The following is a 22,280-nucleotide window of genomic DNA, read 5'->3' as shown; positions in this document are numbered from 1 at the left end:
GTACACGTCCTTTAAAATAGTTATTTCTATAATAGCTACTCTCAGTTTTCCGTGTCCACTTTTTATACTAACCTCATCAATCCACACTCTCCATGTAGAGAGTGACACGGTCTATAAGGAGTAAAGAGGCTCCTAGCGTAGATTTCAATCCACACTCTCCATGTAGAGAGTGACTGTGTACCAAGATTGTTAATAAGAATATCCTTTTATTTCAATCCACACTCTCCATGTAGAGAGTGACCTGCTGGCTATTATATTGGTTCACATGATGAAGGCATTTCAATCCACACTCTCCATGTAGAGAGTGACAATCATCATCAGTAAGTTGTTGCGCATCTTCGTGATTTCAATCCACACTCTCCATGTAGAGAGTGACGATGTCAATGTTCGGTTCATCTTTAAGGACCTGTATTTCAATCCACACTCTCCATGTAGAGAGTGACAGACGCTATCATTCTCAATATCTTTCTATAATGCATTTCAATCCACACTCTCCATGTAGAGAGTGACGAGCGTAAGCAGCTACAGAATGAACAAGCTAAATTATTTCAATCCACACTCTCCATGTAGAGAGTGACTTCATTGTCTTCAGCACGCTGTTGGGCTTGCAGACATTTCAATCCACACTCTCCATGTAGAGAGTGACCAATAGTATCTACTTTATCGTTATCACCGAAAGATTTCAATCCACACTCTCCATGTAGAGAGTGACAATAATCCGATTACTTTCCATACCACTATTCATATTTCAATCCACACTCTCCATGTAGAGAGTGACGCATTACCTGGTGAACGTGTTTCAATTTGCTTGAATTTCAATCCACACTCTCCATGTAGAGAGTGACGGTGTTCCTATGTACCAGTTCTTTCATGATTTCATATTTCAATCCACACTCTCCATGTAGAGAGTGACACAAGCTATGTGACTCTATTAATCGTGTAAACCTATTTCAATCCACACTCTCCATGTAGAGAGTGACAAATTAACCGAGGCTGTTAACGCACTGGTTATTGTATTTCAATCCACACTCTCCATGTAGAGAGTGACAACTTCATCCGAAGAGAAAATTAAGAGTCTAAAATCATTTCAATCCACACTCTCCATGTAGAGAGTGACCCTTACCACGAATTTTTTTACAAGGATCCACTTTTATTTCAATCCACACTCTCCATGTAGAGAGTGACAAAAACATTACATTCAGGGGCAAATTTTTAAATTAATTTCAATCCACACTCTCCATGTAGAGAGTGACCAAAAATACCCTTTTCCTTATCGTAAAATTGAGATTTCAATCCACACTCTCCATGTAGAGAGTGACAGAGCTTGCAGAAACACGCTTAAACAGTGCTATATTTCAATCCACACTCTCCATGTAGAGAGTGACATGGCGGGCATTAAAGCAACAAATGCACCTGCAAATTTCAATCCACACTCTCCATGTAGAGAGTGACGTTGATGGCGCAAGGTAAACTCTGTTGTTATTCGTGTATTTCAATCCACACTCTCCATGTAGAGAGTGACAATCATCTCTAAGAAGGTCATAACCACAGATGTCTTATTTCAATCCACACTCTCCATGTAGAGAGTGACGTTATCTTCACCAAATTTTTCAAATACAGCGCTAATTTCAATCCACACTCTCCATGTAGAGAGTGACGGCATATATACATAAACATCACTGATTAATGCGATTTCAATCCACACTCTCCATGTAGAGAGTGACGTAAGTATTAGTTACTTTGTTACCTATATAAGTAAATTTCAATCCACACTCTCCATGTAGAGAGTGACCGATGCCAAAAAAGATAATTTTCGATTTATACCATTTCAATCCACACTCTCCATGTAGAGAGTGACTTTATTTTAGGAGGTAATGGTTTTAATAGATTTATTTCAATCCACACTCTCCATGTAGAGAGTGACGAATATGAGTATGAGAGAATCAGACCCGGAGAAATTTCAATCCACACTCTCCATGTAGAGAGTGACGTGTGTGAATGCTGATGGCAACTACAACAAAACATTAATTTCAATCCACACTCTCCATGTAGAGAGTGACGCAAAATAATTTATGTGACGGGTCAATTAGTTCTATTTCAATCCACACTCTCCATGTAGAGAGTGACACAGCATGTATGACAATCTAAACCATTCAGGTGGATTTCAATCCACACTCTCCATGTAGAGAGTGACCAAATCCACTTCTACTTTTCTCTTTGCGAGCACCAATTTCAATCCACACTCTCCATGTAGAGAGTGACGTAAGCAGATTTCCCCATTCTGGTGCTCATTTCGATTTCAATCCACACTCTCCATGTAGAGAGTGACCCAATAGGTTCAATAATAATTGCAGATATAGGTATTTCAATCCACACTCTCCATGTAGAGAGTGACTTCACTGAGATATTCATTAGCTCCAGTTATTTTAATTTCAATCCACACTCTCCATGTAGAGAGTGACGGGGCAAAGATTCGCAGGCAATGTATGCTCTTGTATTTCAATCCACACTCTCCATGTAGAGAGTGACTGGTGCTTCAATACATGACTAGATATCCAAACTATCATTTCAATCCACACTCTCCATGTAGAGAGTGACCCAAGAGGTTTTTCCCAACCTTCCGACGAGTCCAATTTCAATCCACACTCTCCATGTAGAGAGTGACCTTCAGGCACAAAAATCTTTATAAAAAATTCTAATTTCAATCCACACTCTCCATGTAGAGAGTGACAAAAATTGATAAACTAATTCCCTAAATCTAAAATGATTTCAATCCACACTCTCCATGTAGAGAGTGACAGATCGTGTGAGTGCAGCATTAAATCATTTCAAAATTTCAATCCACACTCTCCATGTAGAGAGTGACGGAAAGCCACGTTATGTAGATGCCAAAACAGAGCATATTTCAATCCACACTCTCCATGTAGAGAGTGACTGGACAAAAGCCATTTTGGGCATACGAACGAAATATTTCAATCCACACTCTCCATGTAGAGAGTGACTTAAGCCCACCGTTTATTTGTGTATCGAATAATTTATTTCAATCCACACTCTCCATGTAGAGAGTGACCTTCCTCTGCCACCACATCATCATTGTGGAAGCTATTTCAATCCACACTCTCCATGTAGAGAGTGACGAATGACATGGTTATTTTTCCTCCTTATTGTCTGTGATTTCAATCCACACTCTCCATGTAGAGAGTGACCTTGCTTTTGCACAAGCCAATGCATATACAAATGTATTTCAATCCACACTCTCCATGTAGAGAGTGACCCATTCTCCGTTTCATCATCATCCTCTTTTGGAGATTTCAATCCACACTCTCCATGTAGAGAGTGACCAACGGCATTTTGATTCAATGTCTGCATTTCTCGCAATTTCAATCCACACTCTCCATGTAGAGAGTGACGGTACGCAACGTGTCTTCACAACAACTTCCTGTTATTTCAATCCACACTCTCCATGTAGAGAGTGACCTTAATGCTTTTAATTCTTCCTGTTTTCGTTGTTATTTCAATCCACACTCTCCATGTAGAGAGTGACTGAAAGCCATTGTGCCATGTCTGCAAACGCTTTTATTTCAATCCACACTCTCCATGTAGAGAGTGACGGACGTGGCTCATATGTACTTATTCGGTGGTGTATTTCAATCCACACTCTCCATGTAGAGAGTGACAAATATCCAACTTGAAAATTACTAATATAGAAACAATTTCAATCCACACTCTCCATGTAGAGAGTGACCCCAACCTTCAGATGTCCATTGTCCAATTTGTTTATTTCAATCCACACTCTCCATGTAGAGAGTGACCTGATATGCTTATTCATACCTTGGATTGTTTGAATTTCAATCCACACTCTCCATGTAGAGAGTGACGATATGCAAGCATTTATTAATCAATTTGGCAATGCTATTTCAATCCACACTCTCCATGTAGAGAGTGACATCTGGTGTCGTAGCACTTGTCGTGATTTTTGTATTTCAATCCACACTCTCCATGTAGAGAGTGACGTCAATATCGTTAGTTTTTGCAATGATTAATTTTTTATTTCAATCCACACTCTCCATGTAGAGAGTGACAGAAAGTATTATTAGTTTTGATAGTCAGCAATATCATTTCAATCCACACTCTCCATGTAGAGAGTGACAAGAGGCATGACATTAACACAACTTGCTGAAAAACTTATTTCAATCCACACTCTCCATGTAGAGAGTGACGCCAATTTGTCGTGTAGTTTCATACCCTAGTTTCATTTCAATCCACACTCTCCATGTAGAGAGTGACCAAAGACTGCGACTGCAATTTCCTTTATTTTAATTTCAATCCACACTCTCCATGTAGAGAGTGACGGCAATAACATCTGCATCTTGTTCGATGCTTCCAATTTCAATCCACACTCTCCATGTAGAGAGTGACTCATGCGGTAATAGATTTTGTCCAATATGCACTTGATTTCAATCCACACTCTCCATGTAGAGAGTGACCCTCGCTACTAAAACCCATCCGTTCCATAACGGATGATTTCAATCCACACTCTCCATGTAGAGAGTGACCATTACGCTTCATGAATAAACCTAGTGCGCCAGCACATTTCAATCCACACTCTCCATGTAGAGAGTGACGCGTTTCATGTCGACACATTTTGTACCCTTTCATTATTTCAATCCACACTCTCCATGTAGAGAGTGACGAAACAGCAGAGTATTTCTTCGGTGATGTTGTCAATTTCAATCCACACTCTCCATGTAGAGAGTGACGTTATCAACAATGCTCAAAACGCTACTACTGATGCATTTCAATCCACACTCTCCATGTAGAGAGTGACCCGTTAGAAATTTGGGCACTTAACGATGGAGTTAATTTCAATCCACACTCTCCATGTAGAGAGTGACTTCTACGAGACGAATTAAATGCACTTTTCGCAAGATTTCAATCCACACTCTCCATGTAGAGAGTGACGCTTACACTGTCTTTTAAAGTTGATATAAAATGATTAATTTCAATCCACACTCTCCATGTAGAGAGTGACGGAGTGCTTTTTATTTTGACTGAAAGTAGGTGAGAATTTCAATCCACACTCTCCATGTAGAGAGTGACACACCTAACCAATTTGTCGCATCTTCCCATGCTGTATTTCAATCCACACTCTCCATGTAGAGAGTGACGGACATTTCAATGTAGTTTAAAAAATTATGAGAGATTTCAATCCACACTCTCCATGTAGAGAGTGACGATACTGCATTAATTACATCAGATCTCATATCGGATTTCAATCCACACTCTCCATGTAGAGAGTGACAAAAATTAGATGACATAGGTTATATTTATTACGATATTTCAATCCACACTCTCCATGTAGAGAGTGACTTTCCTCAACAGTTTCTTCTACGACTTTTGATAAGATTTCAATCCACACTCTCCATGTAGAGAGTGACCACTGGATTTTGTTACAGGTCTATTAAAGACGTGATTTCAATCCACACTCTCCATGTAGAGAGTGACAATATTGCTCATTTTTATGTCTATGTTCAATCCAAATTTCAATCCACACTCTCCATGTAGAGAGTGACGGGCTTTAGCAAAATGTTTGGAGCAAAGTAGATATTTCAATCCACACTCTCCATGTAGAGAGTGACGGTAGTTGGAATGTCGAGACAACAGGAAAACTATAATTTCAATCCACACTCTCCATGTAGAGAGTGACCTAGTACCTTTGGAACCGTCTTTAGATCTTATTTGATTTCAATCCACACTCTCCATGTAGAGAGTGACTTGCGACTGCCTTTCCTATAGCACGGACTTTAGGTCATTTCAATCCACACTCTCCATGTAGAGAGTGACGCTGCTGTTACATCTGTGTTCGGTTGGGTCGGTATTTCAATCCACACTCTCCATGTAGAGAGTGACATTTAATTTATATATGTATCTTGTTTAATAATTTAATTTCAATCCACACTCTCCATGTAGAGAGTGACTTCAACTATTGATTCTGCTAAAGTTTCATATTGCTATTTCAATCCACACTCTCCATGTAGAGAGTGACCAACAGTCCAGTCTTGTTCATCTAAAAAAGTGACCATTTCAATCCACACTCTCCATGTAGAGAGTGACTCCCGACGAGTCCAGTAAACGAAATTACATCTCCATTTCAATCCACACTCTCCATGTAGAGAGTGACGCTACATACATCAAACACACGAATTCAATGATTGATTTCAATCCACACTCTCCATGTAGAGAGTGACTCATAAAATCTAAACATAATACTAGATGATGGAATTTCAATCCACACTCTCCATGTAGAGAGTGACGATGAGGCTGGACGTTGGTTTAACTCTCGGACGTGATTTCAATCCACACTCTCCATGTAGAGAGTGACTTTGTCGTTGCTGCCACCAGGCTACTTGTTCATATTTCAATCCACACTCTCCATGTAGAGAGTGACTGCAAAAAATGATTAAAAAATAGATATTTTAATCGAATTTTGATAAATATTATTTTTTCCTACTTCTTATATATCATATGAACCCTTTTTTTCTTCATTAAATTCGCAAAATTCCGGTGCGGATCTCTTAATGATTTTATGTTCGCTTCGCATCCGCACCGGAACTGATTATAAAATTATTGTGTCCTCCACATCCAATGTTTCTTTTGCACCAATATGGATGACCTTAGATTTGTAGTTATTGCCAAGCTGATAAAACCGCAGGCTATCCTCTTCCACGTCAATAATATCTTGAAGTGCAAGTTGAAGTTGTTTAAACTGAGTGGCGTCGACTATACATTCAAAGACAGAATTTTGTACGCGCATTCCATAGTTTTCACAAACTTTGGCCACCTTGCGTAAGCGTTTTTGACCTAGAGTTGTTTTTGTGACAACATCATATGTGACTAGTACTAACATGTAAAGCCCTCACTTCCATAAGAATGGTGGGTATTCTTCTAAATCACCTCGTATATGGCGTGCTAGCAGCATAGCTTGTGCGTGAGGTACAAGACCCCAATTAATTTTTTCATTTAAATATGGATGTGTTAGACTTTCTTGTTTTCGTTCCTGCCATGCTTTGATAAATTTCCTTCGTCCATCTTCTGTTAATAGAACAGCACCATTTTCCTTTTGAACAAAGTCTGAAGTTTGCATTATTTTTTTATTTATCATTTTCAAAACAAAGCGATCTGCCATGACCCCACGAAGCTCCTCCATCACATCCAGTGCCAGTGAAGCTCGTCCGGGGCGATCACGATGCAAAAAACCAACATAGGCATCTAATCCTACCGTTTCCAATGCGGCAGCGACATCTGAGGCAAGCAATGTATAGGCAAGTGACAATAAAGCGTTTACTTTATCTGTTGGTGGACGACGATTGCGGTTTTTAAAATAAAACATATCTTTTTGCTGTAAAATCATTTGGTCGAATAATTTAAAGTATGCTGTAGCTGCCTGTCCTTCAAGACCACGCAATCGCTCTAAATCCTCGGTCGCTAAAATTTCTTTCATTGTTGCTGTCAAGTCACTAGAAACTTGTTTAAAAATAGGTACATCTACACGAAGTGGGTAATCGCGTGCCATGCGTTCTAAAATCCATTTTTGATTAGAAATTTTTGCAAAAATAAAATTACGAGAAATTTTGGCACTTTCAATTTCACTATCTGATAAACGATACTGCGTTTTTCGTAATATGACATTGCCTTTACTTCCACCAATTACCCTCGCCAAAAATTTACCTGAACGTGATAAAAAAGTTAAATTAATATTTTTATCTGCACAGGCATGCATTAATTTAGGGCTCGCTCCAGCATAACCAAATGTACAAATAGCTTCAAAATTATGTAGAGGAAATCTACCTAGTTGTGTTTCTTCATGTGTAACAACAACAGTCTCACCCTGTAATGACAAATAAATATCAGGGGTTGTAATAAATAATGTATTTAATAATTTTCTCATTATAAATACCTCTCCATATAACTGCGTACTTTTATTGATGACATAAGCTCAGGCAGACATAAATTTTGTAGGGAGCAACTTGTACAATGCTTGCCCGTTTTTACTTTTGGCGTATGTCGTCTATCAAAATAATGATGCATTTGTTTAAATAAAGACCTTACTTCATCCTTCATTTCGTCATGTATTTCAATCTTTACACGGCGTTTTATTTCATCATAAAATAAATAGGCGTACGGAATATCACATAACAACATTTCCTCTAGACACATTGCCTGTGCCACAAGTTGGACGATATCTTCTTCACCTTTTTTTGGTTTTCCACGCTTATATTCTACTGGAATTGGTAAGTAAGTGCCTATCTCACCATATAAAGGAACACCATCTTTATGTTCATGAAATTCTACAACATCACAAATACCACTGGTTCTTAGATTATGAGAGCGAATAGGCATCGCTCTTACTATTAATTTTTTTCCACGCTTCTCACGTAAAAAAGGTTGATCTGCTTTCTCATGAACATGTTGTCCTTCAATGGTCAAAACATTTTCTGCCCATTGCTGTTCAACGTGTATTAATGCCCATTGCCTTGGACAGAAACGAAAATGCTGAATACCCGATAACATTAAATAATTTAAATCTTCATTGTCCTTCCAGCTCATGAACCCTCAACCCCTCTAAAGGTTCAACTAAGATTGTTAAATCCTCAACAGAGTTTCCTTCTACCTTTAAAGAACGATGTACTTTTGCTGATGAGTATTGGCCAAGCTTTGAATTATGCTCCCACCAAATCAACTTATGTACTTCAAGTGATCCTTCTGGACGGGCAGAAGATGCATCATTTTCAAATAATGTAATCAACGCCTCTTTTAATTTTTCAGCATCTTCATTAGTAAAACCTGTTTTCTCCGCTAATTGCGTATTAATACTGCCATAAAACTTATAGATACCAAAATCTACACGATGTTTCATGCCCATAGTATCTGATCCCTTTTTATCGCCTGTCACAGAATTTACACTCTTTGTAATTTGAATACTTGTAATATCAATTGGTGTAAGGCTGATTGCTGGATGAATAGACACTGGACCACGAACACCTACGGATAAAGAATCTCCTTTAAAAGCAAATACTTGTCCAAATGCACGTACATCAAACCAAGTGTTACTTGCTATCGTTGCATAAACATCACCATTTCCTTTTTTATCAGCCTTTATTTTTTTCAACTCTGGAATCGCATCTGCACGATCGTTTAAACTTTTAAAGCCGTCATCATTACGATCATCAGATTGCACAAAAATCACTTCGCCCATATCTTGTAGACGATTGCGTAATTTACGCTTAAGACATACATCCGATACTTCCCCGTAACCGTCGTAATTTTGACGTGGACGATTACCATTCAATGGGTCACCATTTGGATTGGCATTTTGTACAGAAAATACAACAGCAAAATCAATTTTATGATCTAATATTGGCATTATTTTATTCCTCCACATTCTTCTCTTTTTTCGAATATAACGCTTGTCTCTGGCTGTAATAACCAAGTAAATATTTCCCTGTTAGTGGTGCATCCGTGAAGTCATTAATATCCATTTGTGCACCAATCTCATCGATAAGTTTCGTATAATAAATACCCTTTTCTCGTAATTTCATTTGATAGGGCTGTAAATTCCTCTGAATTGTAGACCACGTTCTTGCTGGGTGACGAGAAAATGCATTCATATAACGTAAGGCATTTGTTGGTCGATTCTCTTCCTTACCTAACGCATTACGTTCTAACACATCCGCCACTGCCAGTAAGCGACCAAATAAATAATCACGTTCTGGGTTTGTCGTATCAAGTGCCACAGTGTAAACCTCCTCATCTTTATCATAGTAATGTTTTTTTACAAGTGAGCATGCAACACCTAAAACCTGTTCCCACTCCCACGTTTGCTCATAAAATTGGGGATTCGAAGCACGAACAATTGCACTGCGCACAATATCAATAGGCACTTTTCGTCCATCAATCACGGAAGGTAACATCCGCTCCATGACACCCTTAACAACCTTATCGCTAGGTCTAGGGCCATATGCAGCATGTGCAATTGTATAAAATGACGGTGAACCAAAGTACTGCACCCATACATCATTCTTTTTTCTTGTATGACGCCAGCTACAATCCTTATGCCAGTTTAAGAGCTTATCAAAATAATCTTTAATATCTAAATCTCGATAATAAAGTACTGCTAATCGTCCAGGTGTTGCTGCATCAAGCGTTAAAATATAAACCTTTTCGTCATTGTGTTCTTCAATATTCATGTTCTTTTTAATACCACTAATAATTTGACTATGCTGTTCTGCCAGTAAAGTCTTGACATCAGCTTTTTTCGTAAACATGGCATCTCGCTGTGCTAAAATGTTATTAAAATCTATAAACACATCACTCGATAAATCATCAGCTACAAAAGGCATATCAGGATTTTTCGAGCCCCATACTAGAAAAATTCGACCATCTACTTGCTTTCCTTGTCTTTCAATCAGCCATTTTAGTGCATTATGCGCTTTTTGTGAGACATCATAGCTAATATTCGCCGCTTCAAAGCTATCTTTAAAACGACCACGATATGTAAAGCCTGTACTATCATTCGCTGAAATCAGCTTTGCCTTATCACCCGAATTACGCAGTTTATTTGGATGACGAACTGTAACAGGTAATTTCTCGCCTGTTACATAGCAAATATCACTATCCTGTAACTTCGTGTTATAAAACTGACTATACGCATTGTATATCTCTTTATTACTCCAAACTGGATCTGTTACTTCCCCTGGGATATGAACATCGAAACGAACAAATGCACTTTCCTGTGTTCCTGCAAGCATCTGAAAAACAAGCGGTTTGTCTCCATCTTGCTTTGTATCCCATTTTGAACGCAATAAACCTGCTTCTGTTAGATGTAAAATAGATCGATCCACCAAATCCTTAATAAGCGTACCCTTTTTCACATATTCATAGATTGCTTTTACATATGGGTGACTATATGACGAATCACACCATTCTCCAAGCTGTTCTAAAAAAAATTGGTGTGCATCACGTTTATCCTCTTCCTGCGTATAAGAAACATAATCACCCGCCACATACATCAGCTTGTCTTGCAACATATGAGACACATAATTTTTCCCTGAACGACTACCAGAGCTTTCTGTAAAAGGTAAAATGGTATTAATTTTTTCAATGACTTTTGCGTCATATAATGTACCATCGAGTGTAACAAGTATTTCAATATGTGCTGTTTGCGTTGTATGTGAAATCGGCAGAAGCGTATATTCAATCTCTTTTTTATCTTTTGTTTCTTTTTTGAAAATATCGCCAGCTTGCTCTTCATGCTCTTCATACGTTTTATATAGGGCACGTAAATAACTCATTGTTCCACCTCCAGCTCCGCATATTCTGTATCTACAGCTGTCATCGATTTCCCTAAATTAAACGATTTTGCATGCATTTCCTTAATCGGTCGAACAAGTGTACATTGTTTTGGACGAATAAAAGTAATATATCCTTTTACCATCTTAGGTTGCCAAAGTCTTGTTTCTAGCATATTACTTCCCGTTTCATCTGGATAATTTAAACCGTGAACCATCGTCCCAAAATGTACCTCATCATAGTCATCGTAAAAGCCTTCGCCAAATCCAAATTCACATGGCTCCACATAGGCTTGACATTCCCGTGCACCTAAAAAAACATCTCGTCGACCACCCTTTTCAACACAACGTTTTGCAATATTATGATGTTTATGTTCATTGAAATCCTGCTCCAAATCCATACGATTGGTGTTGAACTCAAAATGTGCTTTTACTTGGTAGCAGACATCACGCAAGTAGCTGTAGTTAGCAAGCGTGTTGCCACCTGTCATGTCGATTGGTCGTACTCCCTTTGACTCCATTCGAATAGAATTCATCACACGAATTTCATCAATATACCAAATGATGGATGGCTTCCAGTAAACCGATTCTACAATTCCTTTCAGTGCTTGATAACTTGGAATTTGCGTCGTCATCTTTTCACCACCAAGTTTCATCAACGGATCAGTGAATAATGCATATGCGCCATGTACCATAAACTCAATTTGATTTCGAATTATTGTCATTTTATCACCTCCTTTGAATTAAAAATAAACTGCGCTCACATTTTACCGAAAACTTATAAAAAAATTTCAAGGCTTATGTAAATTAATAAATATCAATAGTATTCTAAATTTTGATAAAACTATTTATTGAATTTTTAGATATTTTCCCATAAATATTTATTTAAATTTCAAAACAAACTTTTAAAAACTATTTGATCAATAAGAACCATTTTCATTTTTTCCTATAATTAATATTGCCTTTTTTAAAACCTCATTCTCCATACGTAAACGTTTAAGCTCATCACACAATTTTAGTAGATTATTCTGCTTTCTTTTAACTGTAAACAATTCCTCATTTTCATATTTTTTTATCCAGGAATTAAATGTAGAGGCAGATAAATCATATTCTTCTAGAATCTCAAATCGTGATTTTCCAATTTTAAATAGGCTTATAATGTGTGATTTAAATTCTTCTGAATGCTTCCTATATTCTCTTTTGATAAAAAACACCCCTTTAAACATATTTCTAATTTAGCTATAAATACTTTCTTAACTTTTCATTTTTATACATAAGCCGAAATCTCTAAATAAATTACTATAAATAGTTTTATTGTATATATTTTACATTAAAGAATCTAGAAGTCAATTAATATTTAAAAATTGTAAGTTGCATTTTATAACTAAAATAAATATATTATATGAATCTATAACAACTACTTTATCCAAAAATACAACATTATTAAAAAATATTTGTGCTACAATTAGTATGTCGCTATTTTGCGCGGATTGAAAAATATACTATATTATTTACGTTTGAATGCAGCTCACTACTTGAAAAGCAATGAGCTGCTTTTCTCTTTCTAAATTATACAGCCCTCAAGCTGTGCCTCCCCTTGCACACTAATCCCAAATTGTTCATCATATGCTGAATCTTTCGCGACATAAATATTAAACGATCCGAACTGCACAACGATCAACTGGTTATTTTGCTTTAATGCTTCAAAATCATGTTTAAAAACATTCACACTATACTGTTGAGCTTTTCTTAAAAATGTTTGATAATCAGCAACTGGTTCACGACTCATAAGCTGGTTAATAAGCGCTTTCCCCTCACCATACGGTACGAGTATTCCCTGTGTTTTGTCGTCAATTACTTTAAAATGTGAAAATGCGGTTTTGTAACTTGCTAGAGTAGCTAACGGATATTGTTTGCCAGGTCCTTTGATATAGGTAGCATTCCGTTCTGTATCTGCTTGGAACAGAAGCTCATAGATAGAAGTTTTTAATGAAAGCAATGGATAATCCAATGTTGAAGCATACGTCTTGTAGAAGAGATGGAAATAATGTGTCATTGATTCGGTTGATAATAAATAGCCACCAAATAGCGATGGATTATCCTGTAAATCTCTCATGATATAACGAGAACACTCGCCACCCTTTTTAATAGTCTGTAACATTCGAAGCGATTCCTCAGCATGATTAATTACATAGACCTCTTTTAACACTTCCTCCCCATGACGATTACAACGACCTGCTGCTTGTGCAATGGAGTCCAAACCAGCTAAAGAACGGATTACACACTCAAAGCTAATATCCACACCTGCCTCGATCAACTGCGTACTAATGCAGACAAACTTTTCTTTATTACGAAGTTTTTGATGCATTTTCTCTATCTTTTCCTTACGATGAGCAGGACACATACTTGTACTCAAATGTATAACATCAATATTAGTAGATTTTAAACGCTCATATAAGTCACGAACTGCCTTTTTCGTATTTAAAATAACTAACACATTGTTACGTGTTGATACCATTTCCTCAAGAAAATCACTGATTTCCGCTGTGCTCCAACCCTCACTTTTCATAAATGGCGTAATGGATGTACGCTTAAATGCTTGAATAATTGTTGGTAAGTCATCAATAAACTCTCCATCAACCTCGATATGATTATGTACATGTTGGAGAGCTGGCTGTGTTGCTGTACAAAGAATGGAAGTTGTATGACATGTATGCTTCAGGAAATTCAATGCCTCATTAAATAACGATACACAATGAATTGGTACAGATTGTACCTCATCAAAAATAATTATACTATTTGCCAAATTATGTAGTCTTCTAGTACTACGCGATTTTCCATTATAAAATGTCTCCAAAAATTGCACCATGGTTGTGAAAAGAATTGGAACATCCCAATCATCCTTTGCCACATTCAGCCTTCTTGCTGCTTGATATTCATGGAAAGCAAGGTTCTCTTTATAATCTAAATCTTCAATGACATTGCTGTGATGTTCCAATATATATTTCTCGGCCTGTAAAATTTTTCGTATTTCATCTGCATTTTGCTCAATAATAGTTGTGTAAGGTACTATGTAAATTATTCTTTCCTTTTGGTGAAGCTGGGCATGCCTTAATGCAAAACGAAGACTTGCTAATGTTTTTCCTCCACCTGTTGGAATAGATAACGTATAAATACCTGTTGGAAAAGAGGCTTTATCCAAGCATTTATTTGACATTTGTTTACGTAGACGGGTAATTTCATTCGGTAATGCCACTTGCTGTTTTTTAGCAAGCTCATTGTCAAGTCGTTGCTCAAAAGTTTTCCACAGTGTTTGAATTTCAAAATGTGCTTTTTCTTCCTGTTCCTCAAATGCACGTGAATTGCGACGATCTGCATCGATTAAAGCACTAAAAATATAGAGGGTAACAAAACTTGTTGTCTTTTGTATTAAATTGAATATTTCAGTATTCATTTTTTCATTTTTCAGTTTATTTTCAAGATAAATTTGTAACTCTAGTGCAGCTTTTTGTACATAATTCTTCATATAAGCTTCATCATACATATGTTGAAAAAAACGTTTCTTTACTTCCGAACATTCAATGTCCTTTTCCGAATTTATTCTATTCACATATGGAGACTGTCCCTCCATATCCACCATATCAAGCAGCTGTCCATGATGTGAAAAAATAGCATTTGCGACACACTCTACTAAAAATGGTGGAGAAAAAGGAAAAAGCTCTCTCAAAAACTGACCACCAGCAGTTGAATGATCAACACTACCTCGTTTCGGAGGCTCGTCAGGATTCGCAATTGCGTCACGTATATATTTCTGAAATGCATCACTAAATTTACCCATATCATGCAACATTCCTGCTAGCCCCGTGACATGTGTAAGGCCAATTTTTTGCCCAATTTCTTCTGCAATCGCTTGCACTTCTTTTAAATGATCAACCAATAATTGCTCTTCTCCATCAGTAGAGCGGACATGTGCAATAAAAGTTCTCACTATTATAAACATCCCTTCTAAATGCTATAACCTAGCATTACTTTTAAAAGAGTCTTCTATAAATTGCATTGCGCAAAAACACCCCATATGTACTATTATAATGGAAAATTTCCCATTTTAAAACACTTATATTTTATCAACTAATATAGACTTTTAGTATTAATTCAAGAGCATTAAATAATGCGTAATATTTCACCTTTTTGTTCCAAGCATGATATTTAAAAATGGAATGTCGTTAAAATAGCTCCATATCTTAAGAAACAAGCATGTTAGTTACAATCTATTCTCATTCCAGAAGGGTCTTGTATAATAACAATCCATCCACTCTCCTCATAGAGAGTGACAAACACTTCAGGGAATGCCCTTTCGTATTCTTGTCCATTCAAACTACACTCTCAATACAGAGAGTGACACGAAATCGCTCGACAATCAAAAATGTTCCGTTTTGATTTCAATCCACACTCTCAATACAGAGAGTGACATGTATGTCTGCAATATTGCTATATCTTGTACAAGATTTCAATCCACACTCTCAATACAGAGAGTGACGTACACACATACGCCATGACAGCTTGGCGAGCACCATTTCAATCCACACTCTCAATACAGAGAGTGACATCAATGGCCCATCTGGAGCACCTTGTACAAGTATTTCAATCCACACTCTCAATACAGAGAGTGACCCGCTTATTACTTCAAAGCCGTTCTCTTGCTCCCATTTCAATCCACACTCTCAATACAGAGAGTGACAACCTCTATCTTGTAATTCTTTAATCGCCCAAAGATTTCAATCCACACTCTCAATACAGAGAGTGACGCATAACCTTCTAATTTCTCACCGATTTCACCATATTTCAATCCACACTCTCAATACAGAGAGTGACTAAAGGTATTGGCAGTATGGCTGAAGCTGTATGATTTCAATCCACACTCTCAATACAGAGAGTGACCCAGCTACAAGAAATGCACAACAAGGGTGAAACAATTTCAATCCACACTCTCAATACAGAGAGTGACGGTCAATGGCTCGAATGTAGAGGTCCACAAACATAATTTCAATCCACACTCTCAATACAGAGAGTGACAAAAATGATTCCATGACTCCGTTTGATTTCTTAAATTTCAATCCACACTCTCAATACAGAGAGTGACCTGATTTAAAAACACAAAAGTTTGACGGAAAAATTTCAATCCACACTCTCAATACAGAGAGTGACAGCAAAATTTAATGTAATATTAACAAACATATCATTTACTTAATTTAATTAAATTTATTATAGGTAATAAGAATTGTGATTTTAAAAATAAAACATATATAATCCATTAAATTTCGGTGCGAATCTCTCTATATAATTATGTTTGCTTACTATTCGCACCTCTCCATACTATAACAAAATATCATACGTTAAATTTAATTTAGTTAGTATTTTATATTTAATTAGTATTATATATCCAAAACTTACATATCTCTAATATATTTTACATTCCAGTACATCTGTTGAAAAAATAAAACCAGCAATAACCGATTATTTCGGTGTTGCTGGTTTAGTCCGATTATTATTTTTTCCGTTTCACAAATAAAAAGCCCATTATGACAGCTACTAGAACAAGAATAGCTGCGATCCATATATTGTTTGATGAAGTTTCGTTTGACTTATTTGTAGATTGCTGCTGGTCAATAGGTGTAGCGTTTTCTGATTGTACTTGTGTCTTACTCGTAGCTTGTGCTGGCGAACTAATTTGGATGTACTGAAGGGTAGGTGTGTTGGCAGACTGTCTTTCATGATGGTCGTCGCCTTGATCATGCCCATGTTGATGACTGCCACCTGTAGTTAAAATCGATTTTTCTACTGTTTGGCCTACCCAGCTTTTTGCGTCTGTTGAATCTGCGAAAATACGTGGATGCCCTGAAAGCATATAGGTTGTGCCTTTGATGACTACTCCTGTCTCATCGCCTGTCACGACATCTTCAATTGTTCCAGTTGGCCCTTCAGAAAAACCTCCCATTTGAATTAATGAGTGTCCACCCATATCAACATCAAGATGATCTGTTAAAAAAGAAATATACTCTTCTTTCGTTAAAGTTGCATCTGGTTTTTCCAGCTCTAGTTTATGATGAAATAAGGCTGTATTTATTTCTTTATACGTAATGTCACCCTCCAACGAAGACACGTAGTCCTCATTTTTGGCTGCTTGTGCTAGCTCATCAACAGTAGCGCCTTCAAGTCCAAAGAAACCGCCTACCCAGCCAGCAAAATCTTTACGTGATAAATTTTCTGTTGGATTTAGATTCATATCTTTGCCATTATAGCCCAGTAATCCAATGCTATGAAGCACCATGATTTCCTGTATCGTTGGAGCAGTTTCTGATACATCCGCATAGAGCGTACTTTTATCCATAGTATGGGCGTAGGCTACTGGTGCCATAAACAATGTGCTCATTAGTATTAATAGTAAATATTTTCTCAAAATGATTCCACCTTCCAATGCAATAGTATACAAGCTAATTGTGATGAAAGTATGAAATTCCGATAGATTTAATACTAATTTTATAATTTAAATTTTTGAATGATTTCATTTAAATTTTCTGCCATCTCCGCTAAATTAGCTGAACTATTTTGAATTTCATCCATGGAGCTAGCTGCCTGTTCGATTGTGGCGGATGTTTCTTGTATACCTGCAGCGGATTGTTCTGATACAGCAGCAATTTCATCCACTGATTTATGAATGCTAGCCGTATTTTGGACTACCTCCTCTAGCTTTGTGGACATGCTGTCTATGTTGACAGACATCGAGGAAACCGCCTCAGTAATTTGATTAAATGTTTCATTCGTTGAAGCTATTTGCGTTGTACCTTTTTCAACCTCGCCATAGCCATTCTCCAGTGAAGCCGTAACTGTCATAGCATCTGATTGAACCTTTTGCACAATTTCTGTAATATCGTCAACCGAAACAGCTACTTGTTCAGCAAGCTTACGTACCTCATCAGCAACGACTGCAAACCCTTTCCCATGCTCACCTGCTCGTGCCGCTTCAATAGCTGCATTAAGGGCTAATAAGTTCGTCTGTGCAGCTATCTCCTGTATGACTGCAACGATTTTAGAAATATTCTGTGTTTGTTTACTTAACCCATCCACCTTTTGAACAGCATCTTTCACGATAAAATGGATTGAGGCCATCTGCTCTGTAGATGTGTTCATTAAATCCTTGCCTTCCTTCGTTAATGCCATGACATCCTGTGAATACTGATAAACATACTTGCTGCTATTATCGACATCTGTCATTTTCGTATTAAATTCCATCATATTTGTGGCTACATCTGATGCATTACTTGCCTGCAATTCTGTGCCACTTGCAATTTCAGTGACGGTATCGACAATTTGTTCTGTACCTGTCTTGACCTCTGTTGCTGATTGCATAAGCTCTTCACTATGAGCAGCTACATCATTCGATACTCGTTGAATATGTGCTAAAAAACGATTCAAAATATCCGACATTGTATTGGTCGCTTCTGTTAGATGCCCTACCTCATCACTTGATTTCACTATCAGTGCAGGCTCACTTAAATCGCCGTCTGTAATACGTTGCATACGATTAGTCACTGTAATAATAGGTCTTGAAATGACTCGTGCACTAATAAAGGCAATTCCAATTGACACAACAACAAGGATGATTCCAACGATAATACTGGTAATCTGCTTATTATCTCCCGCAGTAATAATGTCTTTGCCTACAGTCGTTATGGATTGCTTACGATTTTCTGCTAAGCCTTCATAGCCTTCTCTTATTTCGGTAGCCTTTGTATCCATAGTAGCTAAATTGTTAGTCGCCATTTCAATATTGCCCTGATCATAAACATCAAAGACATCTTTTTCAACATAGCTACTCCATTCCTTGGCCATTGTCGCAAACTTGTTAAATTCTACTGATTCTGATAGAGCTAAACGAATTTTTTCATTTTTTAATGCACGTTCAACATTATCATCAAAAATATGCCTATATTTTTCATCACCCGAAAGCACATAGCCTCTCGCAGCTGCTATTCTTAGGCTAATCGTTGAAGCGAGTTCATAGTCTGTAATTAAAAGTTGTAATTCCTCTTCAATAATTTGCTCCGTTGCACTATTGCTCTGATTAACTGAATAAAAATTGTATCCTATGTACAAAATCACAATTGCTACTACAATGCTAAAGGAAAAAACAATTCTTTTACTAATTGACTTAAATTTCATGTATAAATTCTCCTTATTTTTTGAATGAGGACCTTCTTTATTACTATTAGTAATCTATCATTATTAAATTAAACAAGGGTAATTTAATAATTTTTTCTATATTTAAAGAAATAACTCAGCAATTTTTAAGTAATTTTCAGCATATTTCGATTTTATTTTACAAATCCAAATGCACTAATGAATTTTTATAACCGGGATTTTTGAACTAAAAAGAACAGCCCTACTTTGTAAAATTAAAGATAAGTGAATGTATGTTTTTATTATAAAAACAGTAACTTATCTTTAATGTCACACATTATATGATAATTAGTACATCACTTATATATTAGTGGTGTACTTTTTTATTTTGTAGACCTCTTAAATGACCCCATTTACTACTACACCAGTAGTGTTGTATTTGTTGAGTTTACAACGACATTTTTTGTATAACGAACAAGAGCATACATTCTTAGAACATATATTCTTTAAAGGTGGTGTAAGTGTTGAAAGAATACACTGTAAAAGAGGTAGCAGAACTCTTAAGTAAACATGAAGAAACCATTAAGCGTTGGATTCGAACGGGAAAGTTACCTAACTCATACAGAAACAGTGACAAGGAAGGTTGGAGAATACTTGAATCAGATTTATTGAAGTTGGAATACTATTATCCCGAACAACAAAACAGAGAAACAGAACGATGAATTAAGTTTTTCTGGGTCTGATGAAACGAAGTTAGTTAAATTAGCATATGAAGCTGTCACTCTCACTTCTCCCACCAATGAAATTCTATCTATCCTTTCTGTTGTAGGTATAAAAAGAACTTTAGAGATACTCCTGATTATGTAACAATCAGCTACCAAGGTTAAAAATCCTGACGGCTTTATCCGTAAAGCCATTCGAGAAAATTGGAGTCCTACTTCAATTCCATTTAAACTAAAAAAAGAACAAAGTAAATCACTTTATGATTTAACACAACAAAATAATGACAATAAAATAATTGCTGTGCAAAATCAACAAGCAAGGGCTTTTTTCCTTTTTATGACTGGCTTGAAGAACGAGAGTGATAGGTAGGTGTTATTCCATGTTTGAATATTGGTATGATTATTATCCTGATGGTGTTGAAAGTCGTTTTGAGTTATTAGTTTTTAATAGTAACAATCAACCGTTTCTACCATTAACCGAGCATTATCATGATTCTCTTAGGAAAATCAGGAAAAGCACTGCTCTTTCGTATGTCCAATGCCTACTCCCCTTCTTTAGACCAATATAGCAACTATCAGGGTAGCCGAGTTAAATGGGATGATTCGCCAGACATCATACGAATAGCCGTTGAAGATTACCTTATTAAAGTAAGAGATAATGATACTTTTCGATTTGTAAATCGAACAAATAAAAGTCCGAATACAGTTAATCGTTTTCTTTCAGCATTAAAATCATTCTATAAATCTCTAATTCATTTAAAGCAATATAGGTATTTAAATCCTCTAATAGATTCATATGCAATTTTAAATGATTATAAGAGTAATACAGAAGGTGTGAGAAAGGATAAACCGTATGCCATCAGTAGCAGGAACAGAGGATACCACCATAGAAGATTAACAGATTCTTATTTCAAACTAATCAATGAAGAATGGTAACCTGAAATTATTGGTGATATTCACCTTCCTTATCAGGTTTATCAAGCAGGAAAAAAAGTAAATTGGTCATTAAGAAAAGTTGTGATAGCCCGTATGCTTTTTGAAACGGGGGCAAGAGCTTCCGAAGTGAGTGGAATCGGTTAAATCGACTACGACAAGCATTTTTAAAAGCGTGTGGACAAGCTAAATCAACCAATTGCGATTTACCTTTAGACTTTCATTATGATGAACCTGAACGGGTAGGAGAACGTTTTTATTTTCACTTGTGGGACAAACCAGCATTCGTTTTAAATCATCAAGAGCAATTCCCTGCTTCATCGTTAAAATTAGCATATAAACAGTAAAAGTCGATAATAAAGTACGATTTTCCTTTCATGCTATTCCAAAAGGACAAATAGTTTTGTAAGCTTATTACAAAACTATTTGTTCAATAAAGTTTTATTATTCAGCTTCTTTATTGTTTCTGTAATTCCCCCTATTCAAAGAACATAACTAGATCAAAAGCTTTACGTGAACTACCCACCACTTAGTAGCTCTTACAGCTTACTTGAACAAATCCCTAGCATTTCTATACAATTATTTAACTTTTAAAGGTATCGTTTCTGATTGATTATCCCATGTTAATGTTATTTCAATTTCTGAGTTTTCCGTTTCATATGTACATCCATTTGGTAGCACAAAAACGCCATGTTCATCTAATGGCGCAACACCTGATGCTTTATCATAAGAATATTCTACTTTTTCTGGAATAGGTTCATTTCCAATAAATTTTATTGTCCCACTGGTTGATTGACAACTATCCCCTTTCATAACTTCATATTTTACATTCCAATTATCACTTTCTCCCGAAAATATAAAAGTTTCTCCTGCACAAGCTGATAAAAGTGTAACAATGAAGAAAATGATCCAAAGTCTTACTCTTTTAATATTCATATAATTTCTCCCTCCAATTATTAATCTCAAAAAAATACATATAAATAATCTACACTAACGTCGCGTGAATTTTAATTGAATTTTCAGTTTTCTATTTCTTCCGTTTTTAAAGAAAATGAAAGACACTTAAATAGAGATAGTAAACATCCATTTTTTTACTATA

At 36.4% G+C, this 22,280-nt stretch carries 13 protein-coding genes and 2 CRISPR repeat arrays; of the genes, 2 read left to right on the top strand and 11 right to left on the bottom strand.

What is annotated here, in order from left to right:
* Positions 1 to 73: 73 nt before the first annotated feature.
* Positions 74 to 6,448: direct repeats of the CRISPR family, unit length 33 nt; unit sequence ATTTCAATCCACACTCTCCATGTAGAGAGTGAC.
* A gap of 168 nt (positions 6,449 to 6,616) precedes the next feature.
* The 10 genes from cas2 to AC3WOM_RS23380 all read right to left on the bottom strand — a co-directional run bounded on the left by cas2 (position 6,617) and on the right by AC3WOM_RS23380 (position 19,568).
* Complete coding sequence (cas2, locus tag AC3WOM_RS23425) at positions 6,617 to 6,907, bottom strand: CRISPR-associated endonuclease Cas2 (RefSeq protein WP_492448566.1); 291 nt, start codon at positions 6,905 to 6,907, stop codon at positions 6,617 to 6,619.
* Between the two features lie 9 nt (positions 6,908 to 6,916).
* Positions 6,917 to 7,948 (bottom strand): type I-C CRISPR-associated endonuclease Cas1c, encoded by a 1,032-nt coding sequence (gene cas1c / locus AC3WOM_RS23420; protein WP_492448564.1) that lies wholly within the window; start codon positions 7,946 to 7,948, stop codon positions 6,917 to 6,919.
* Positions 7,948 to 8,607: a CRISPR-associated protein Cas4 gene (cas4, locus tag AC3WOM_RS23415; RefSeq protein ID WP_492448562.1), complete on the bottom strand. Its 660-nt coding sequence runs from the start codon at positions 8,605 to 8,607 to the stop codon at positions 7,948 to 7,950. The genes cas1c and cas4 overlap by 1 nt, the downstream gene beginning before the upstream one ends.
* Positions 8,588 to 9,424: a type I-C CRISPR-associated protein Cas7/Csd2 gene (gene cas7c / locus AC3WOM_RS23410; protein ID WP_492448560.1), complete on the bottom strand. Its 837-nt coding sequence runs from the start codon at positions 9,422 to 9,424 to the stop codon at positions 8,588 to 8,590. Before cas7c ends, cas4 begins: the two co-directional genes overlap by 20 nt.
* Before the next feature lie 4 nt (positions 9,425 to 9,428).
* Positions 9,429 to 11,351 carry a type I-C CRISPR-associated protein Cas8c/Csd1 gene (cas8c, locus tag AC3WOM_RS23405; protein ID WP_492448558.1) on the bottom strand — a complete coding sequence of 641 codons (1,923 nt, stop codon included), beginning with the start codon at positions 11,349 to 11,351 and terminating at the stop codon, positions 9,429 to 9,431.
* Positions 11,348 to 12,073, bottom strand: a complete 726-nt coding sequence (cas5c, locus tag AC3WOM_RS23400; RefSeq protein WP_492448555.1) for a type I-C CRISPR-associated protein Cas5c — start codon at positions 12,071 to 12,073, stop codon at positions 11,348 to 11,350. The genes cas8c and cas5c overlap by 4 nt, the downstream gene beginning before the upstream one ends.
* A 195-nt stretch (positions 12,074 to 12,268) precedes the next feature.
* Positions 12,269 to 12,574, bottom strand: coding sequence for a transposase (locus AC3WOM_RS23395; RefSeq protein ID WP_492448553.1), 306 nt, complete (start codon positions 12,572 to 12,574; stop codon positions 12,269 to 12,271).
* A 338-nt stretch (positions 12,575 to 12,912) separates the two neighbouring features.
* On the bottom strand, positions 12,913 to 15,336 hold the full coding sequence (gene cas3, locus AC3WOM_RS23390) for a CRISPR-associated helicase Cas3' (RefSeq protein WP_492448551.1): 2,424 nt from the start codon (positions 15,334 to 15,336) through the stop codon (positions 12,913 to 12,915).
* Between the two features lie 379 nt (positions 15,337 to 15,715).
* Positions 15,716 to 16,553: direct repeats of the CRISPR family, unit length 33 nt; unit sequence ATTTCAATCCACACTCTCAATACAGAGAGTGAC.
* Between the two features lie 340 nt (positions 16,554 to 16,893).
* On the bottom strand, positions 16,894 to 17,805 hold the full coding sequence (locus AC3WOM_RS23385) for a hypothetical protein (RefSeq protein WP_492448549.1): 912 nt from the start codon (positions 17,803 to 17,805) through the stop codon (positions 16,894 to 16,896).
* 80 nt (positions 17,806 to 17,885) lie between these two features.
* Positions 17,886 to 19,568 carry a methyl-accepting chemotaxis protein gene (locus tag AC3WOM_RS23380; RefSeq protein WP_492448547.1) on the bottom strand — a complete coding sequence of 561 codons (1,683 nt, stop codon included), beginning with the start codon at positions 19,566 to 19,568 and terminating at the stop codon, positions 17,886 to 17,888.
* 482 nt (positions 19,569 to 20,050) lie between these two features.
* On the opposite strand from AC3WOM_RS23380, the gene AC3WOM_RS23375 reads away from it, so the two are divergent.
* Positions 20,051 to 20,248 carry a helix-turn-helix domain-containing protein gene (locus tag AC3WOM_RS23375; RefSeq protein WP_492448545.1) on the top strand — a complete coding sequence of 66 codons (198 nt, stop codon included), beginning with the start codon at positions 20,051 to 20,053 and terminating at the stop codon, positions 20,246 to 20,248.
* A gap of 489 nt (positions 20,249 to 20,737) precedes the next feature.
* Positions 20,738 to 21,184 (top strand): hypothetical protein, encoded by a 447-nt coding sequence (locus AC3WOM_RS23370; RefSeq protein ID WP_427538307.1) that lies wholly within the window; start codon positions 20,738 to 20,740, stop codon positions 21,182 to 21,184.
* Between the two features lie 576 nt (positions 21,185 to 21,760).
* Here AC3WOM_RS23370 and AC3WOM_RS23365 read toward each other — a convergent pair.
* Positions 21,761 to 22,117, bottom strand: a complete 357-nt coding sequence (locus AC3WOM_RS23365; RefSeq protein ID WP_492448542.1) for a hypothetical protein — start codon at positions 22,115 to 22,117, stop codon at positions 21,761 to 21,763.
* Positions 22,118 to 22,280: the final 163 nt, after the last annotated feature.

It is taken from the genome of Lysinibacillus sp. FW301-JW8 (assembly GCF_058788755.1).
Note: the sequence above shows the minus strand (reverse complement) of the source record. Positions and strands in the feature narration are given on the sequence as shown.

Coding starts and splice junctions, on each gene's coding strand:
- cas2 (WP_492448566.1), bottom strand. CDS start 6,907: ATGTTAGTACTAGTCACATATGATGTTGTCACAAAAACAACTCTAGGT.
- cas1c (WP_492448564.1), bottom strand. CDS start 7,948: ATGAGAAAATTATTAAATACATTATTTATTACAACCCCTGATATTTAT.
- cas4 (WP_492448562.1), bottom strand. CDS start 8,607: ATGAGCTGGAAGGACAATGAAGATTTAAATTATTTAATGTTATCGGGT.
- cas7c (WP_492448560.1), bottom strand. CDS start 9,424: ATGCCAATATTAGATCATAAAATTGATTTTGCTGTTGTATTTTCTGTA.
- cas8c (WP_492448558.1), bottom strand. CDS start 11,351: ATGAGTTATTTACGTGCCCTATATAAAACGTATGAAGAGCATGAAGAG.
- cas5c (WP_492448555.1), bottom strand. CDS start 12,073: ATGACAATAATTCGAAATCAAATTGAGTTTATGGTACATGGCGCATAT.
- AC3WOM_RS23395 (WP_492448553.1), bottom strand. CDS start 12,574: ATGTTTAAAGGGGTGTTTTTTATCAAAAGAGAATATAGGAAGCATTCA.
- AC3WOM_RS23380 (WP_492448547.1), bottom strand. CDS start 19,568: ATGAAATTTAAGTCAATTAGTAAAAGAATTGTTTTTTCCTTTAGCATT.
- AC3WOM_RS23370 (WP_427538307.1), top strand. CDS start 20,738: ATGATTCTCTTAGGAAAATCAGGAAAAGCACTGCTCTTTCGTATGTCC.
- AC3WOM_RS23365 (WP_492448542.1), bottom strand. CDS start 22,117: ATGAATATTAAAAGAGTAAGACTTTGGATCATTTTCTTCATTGTTACA.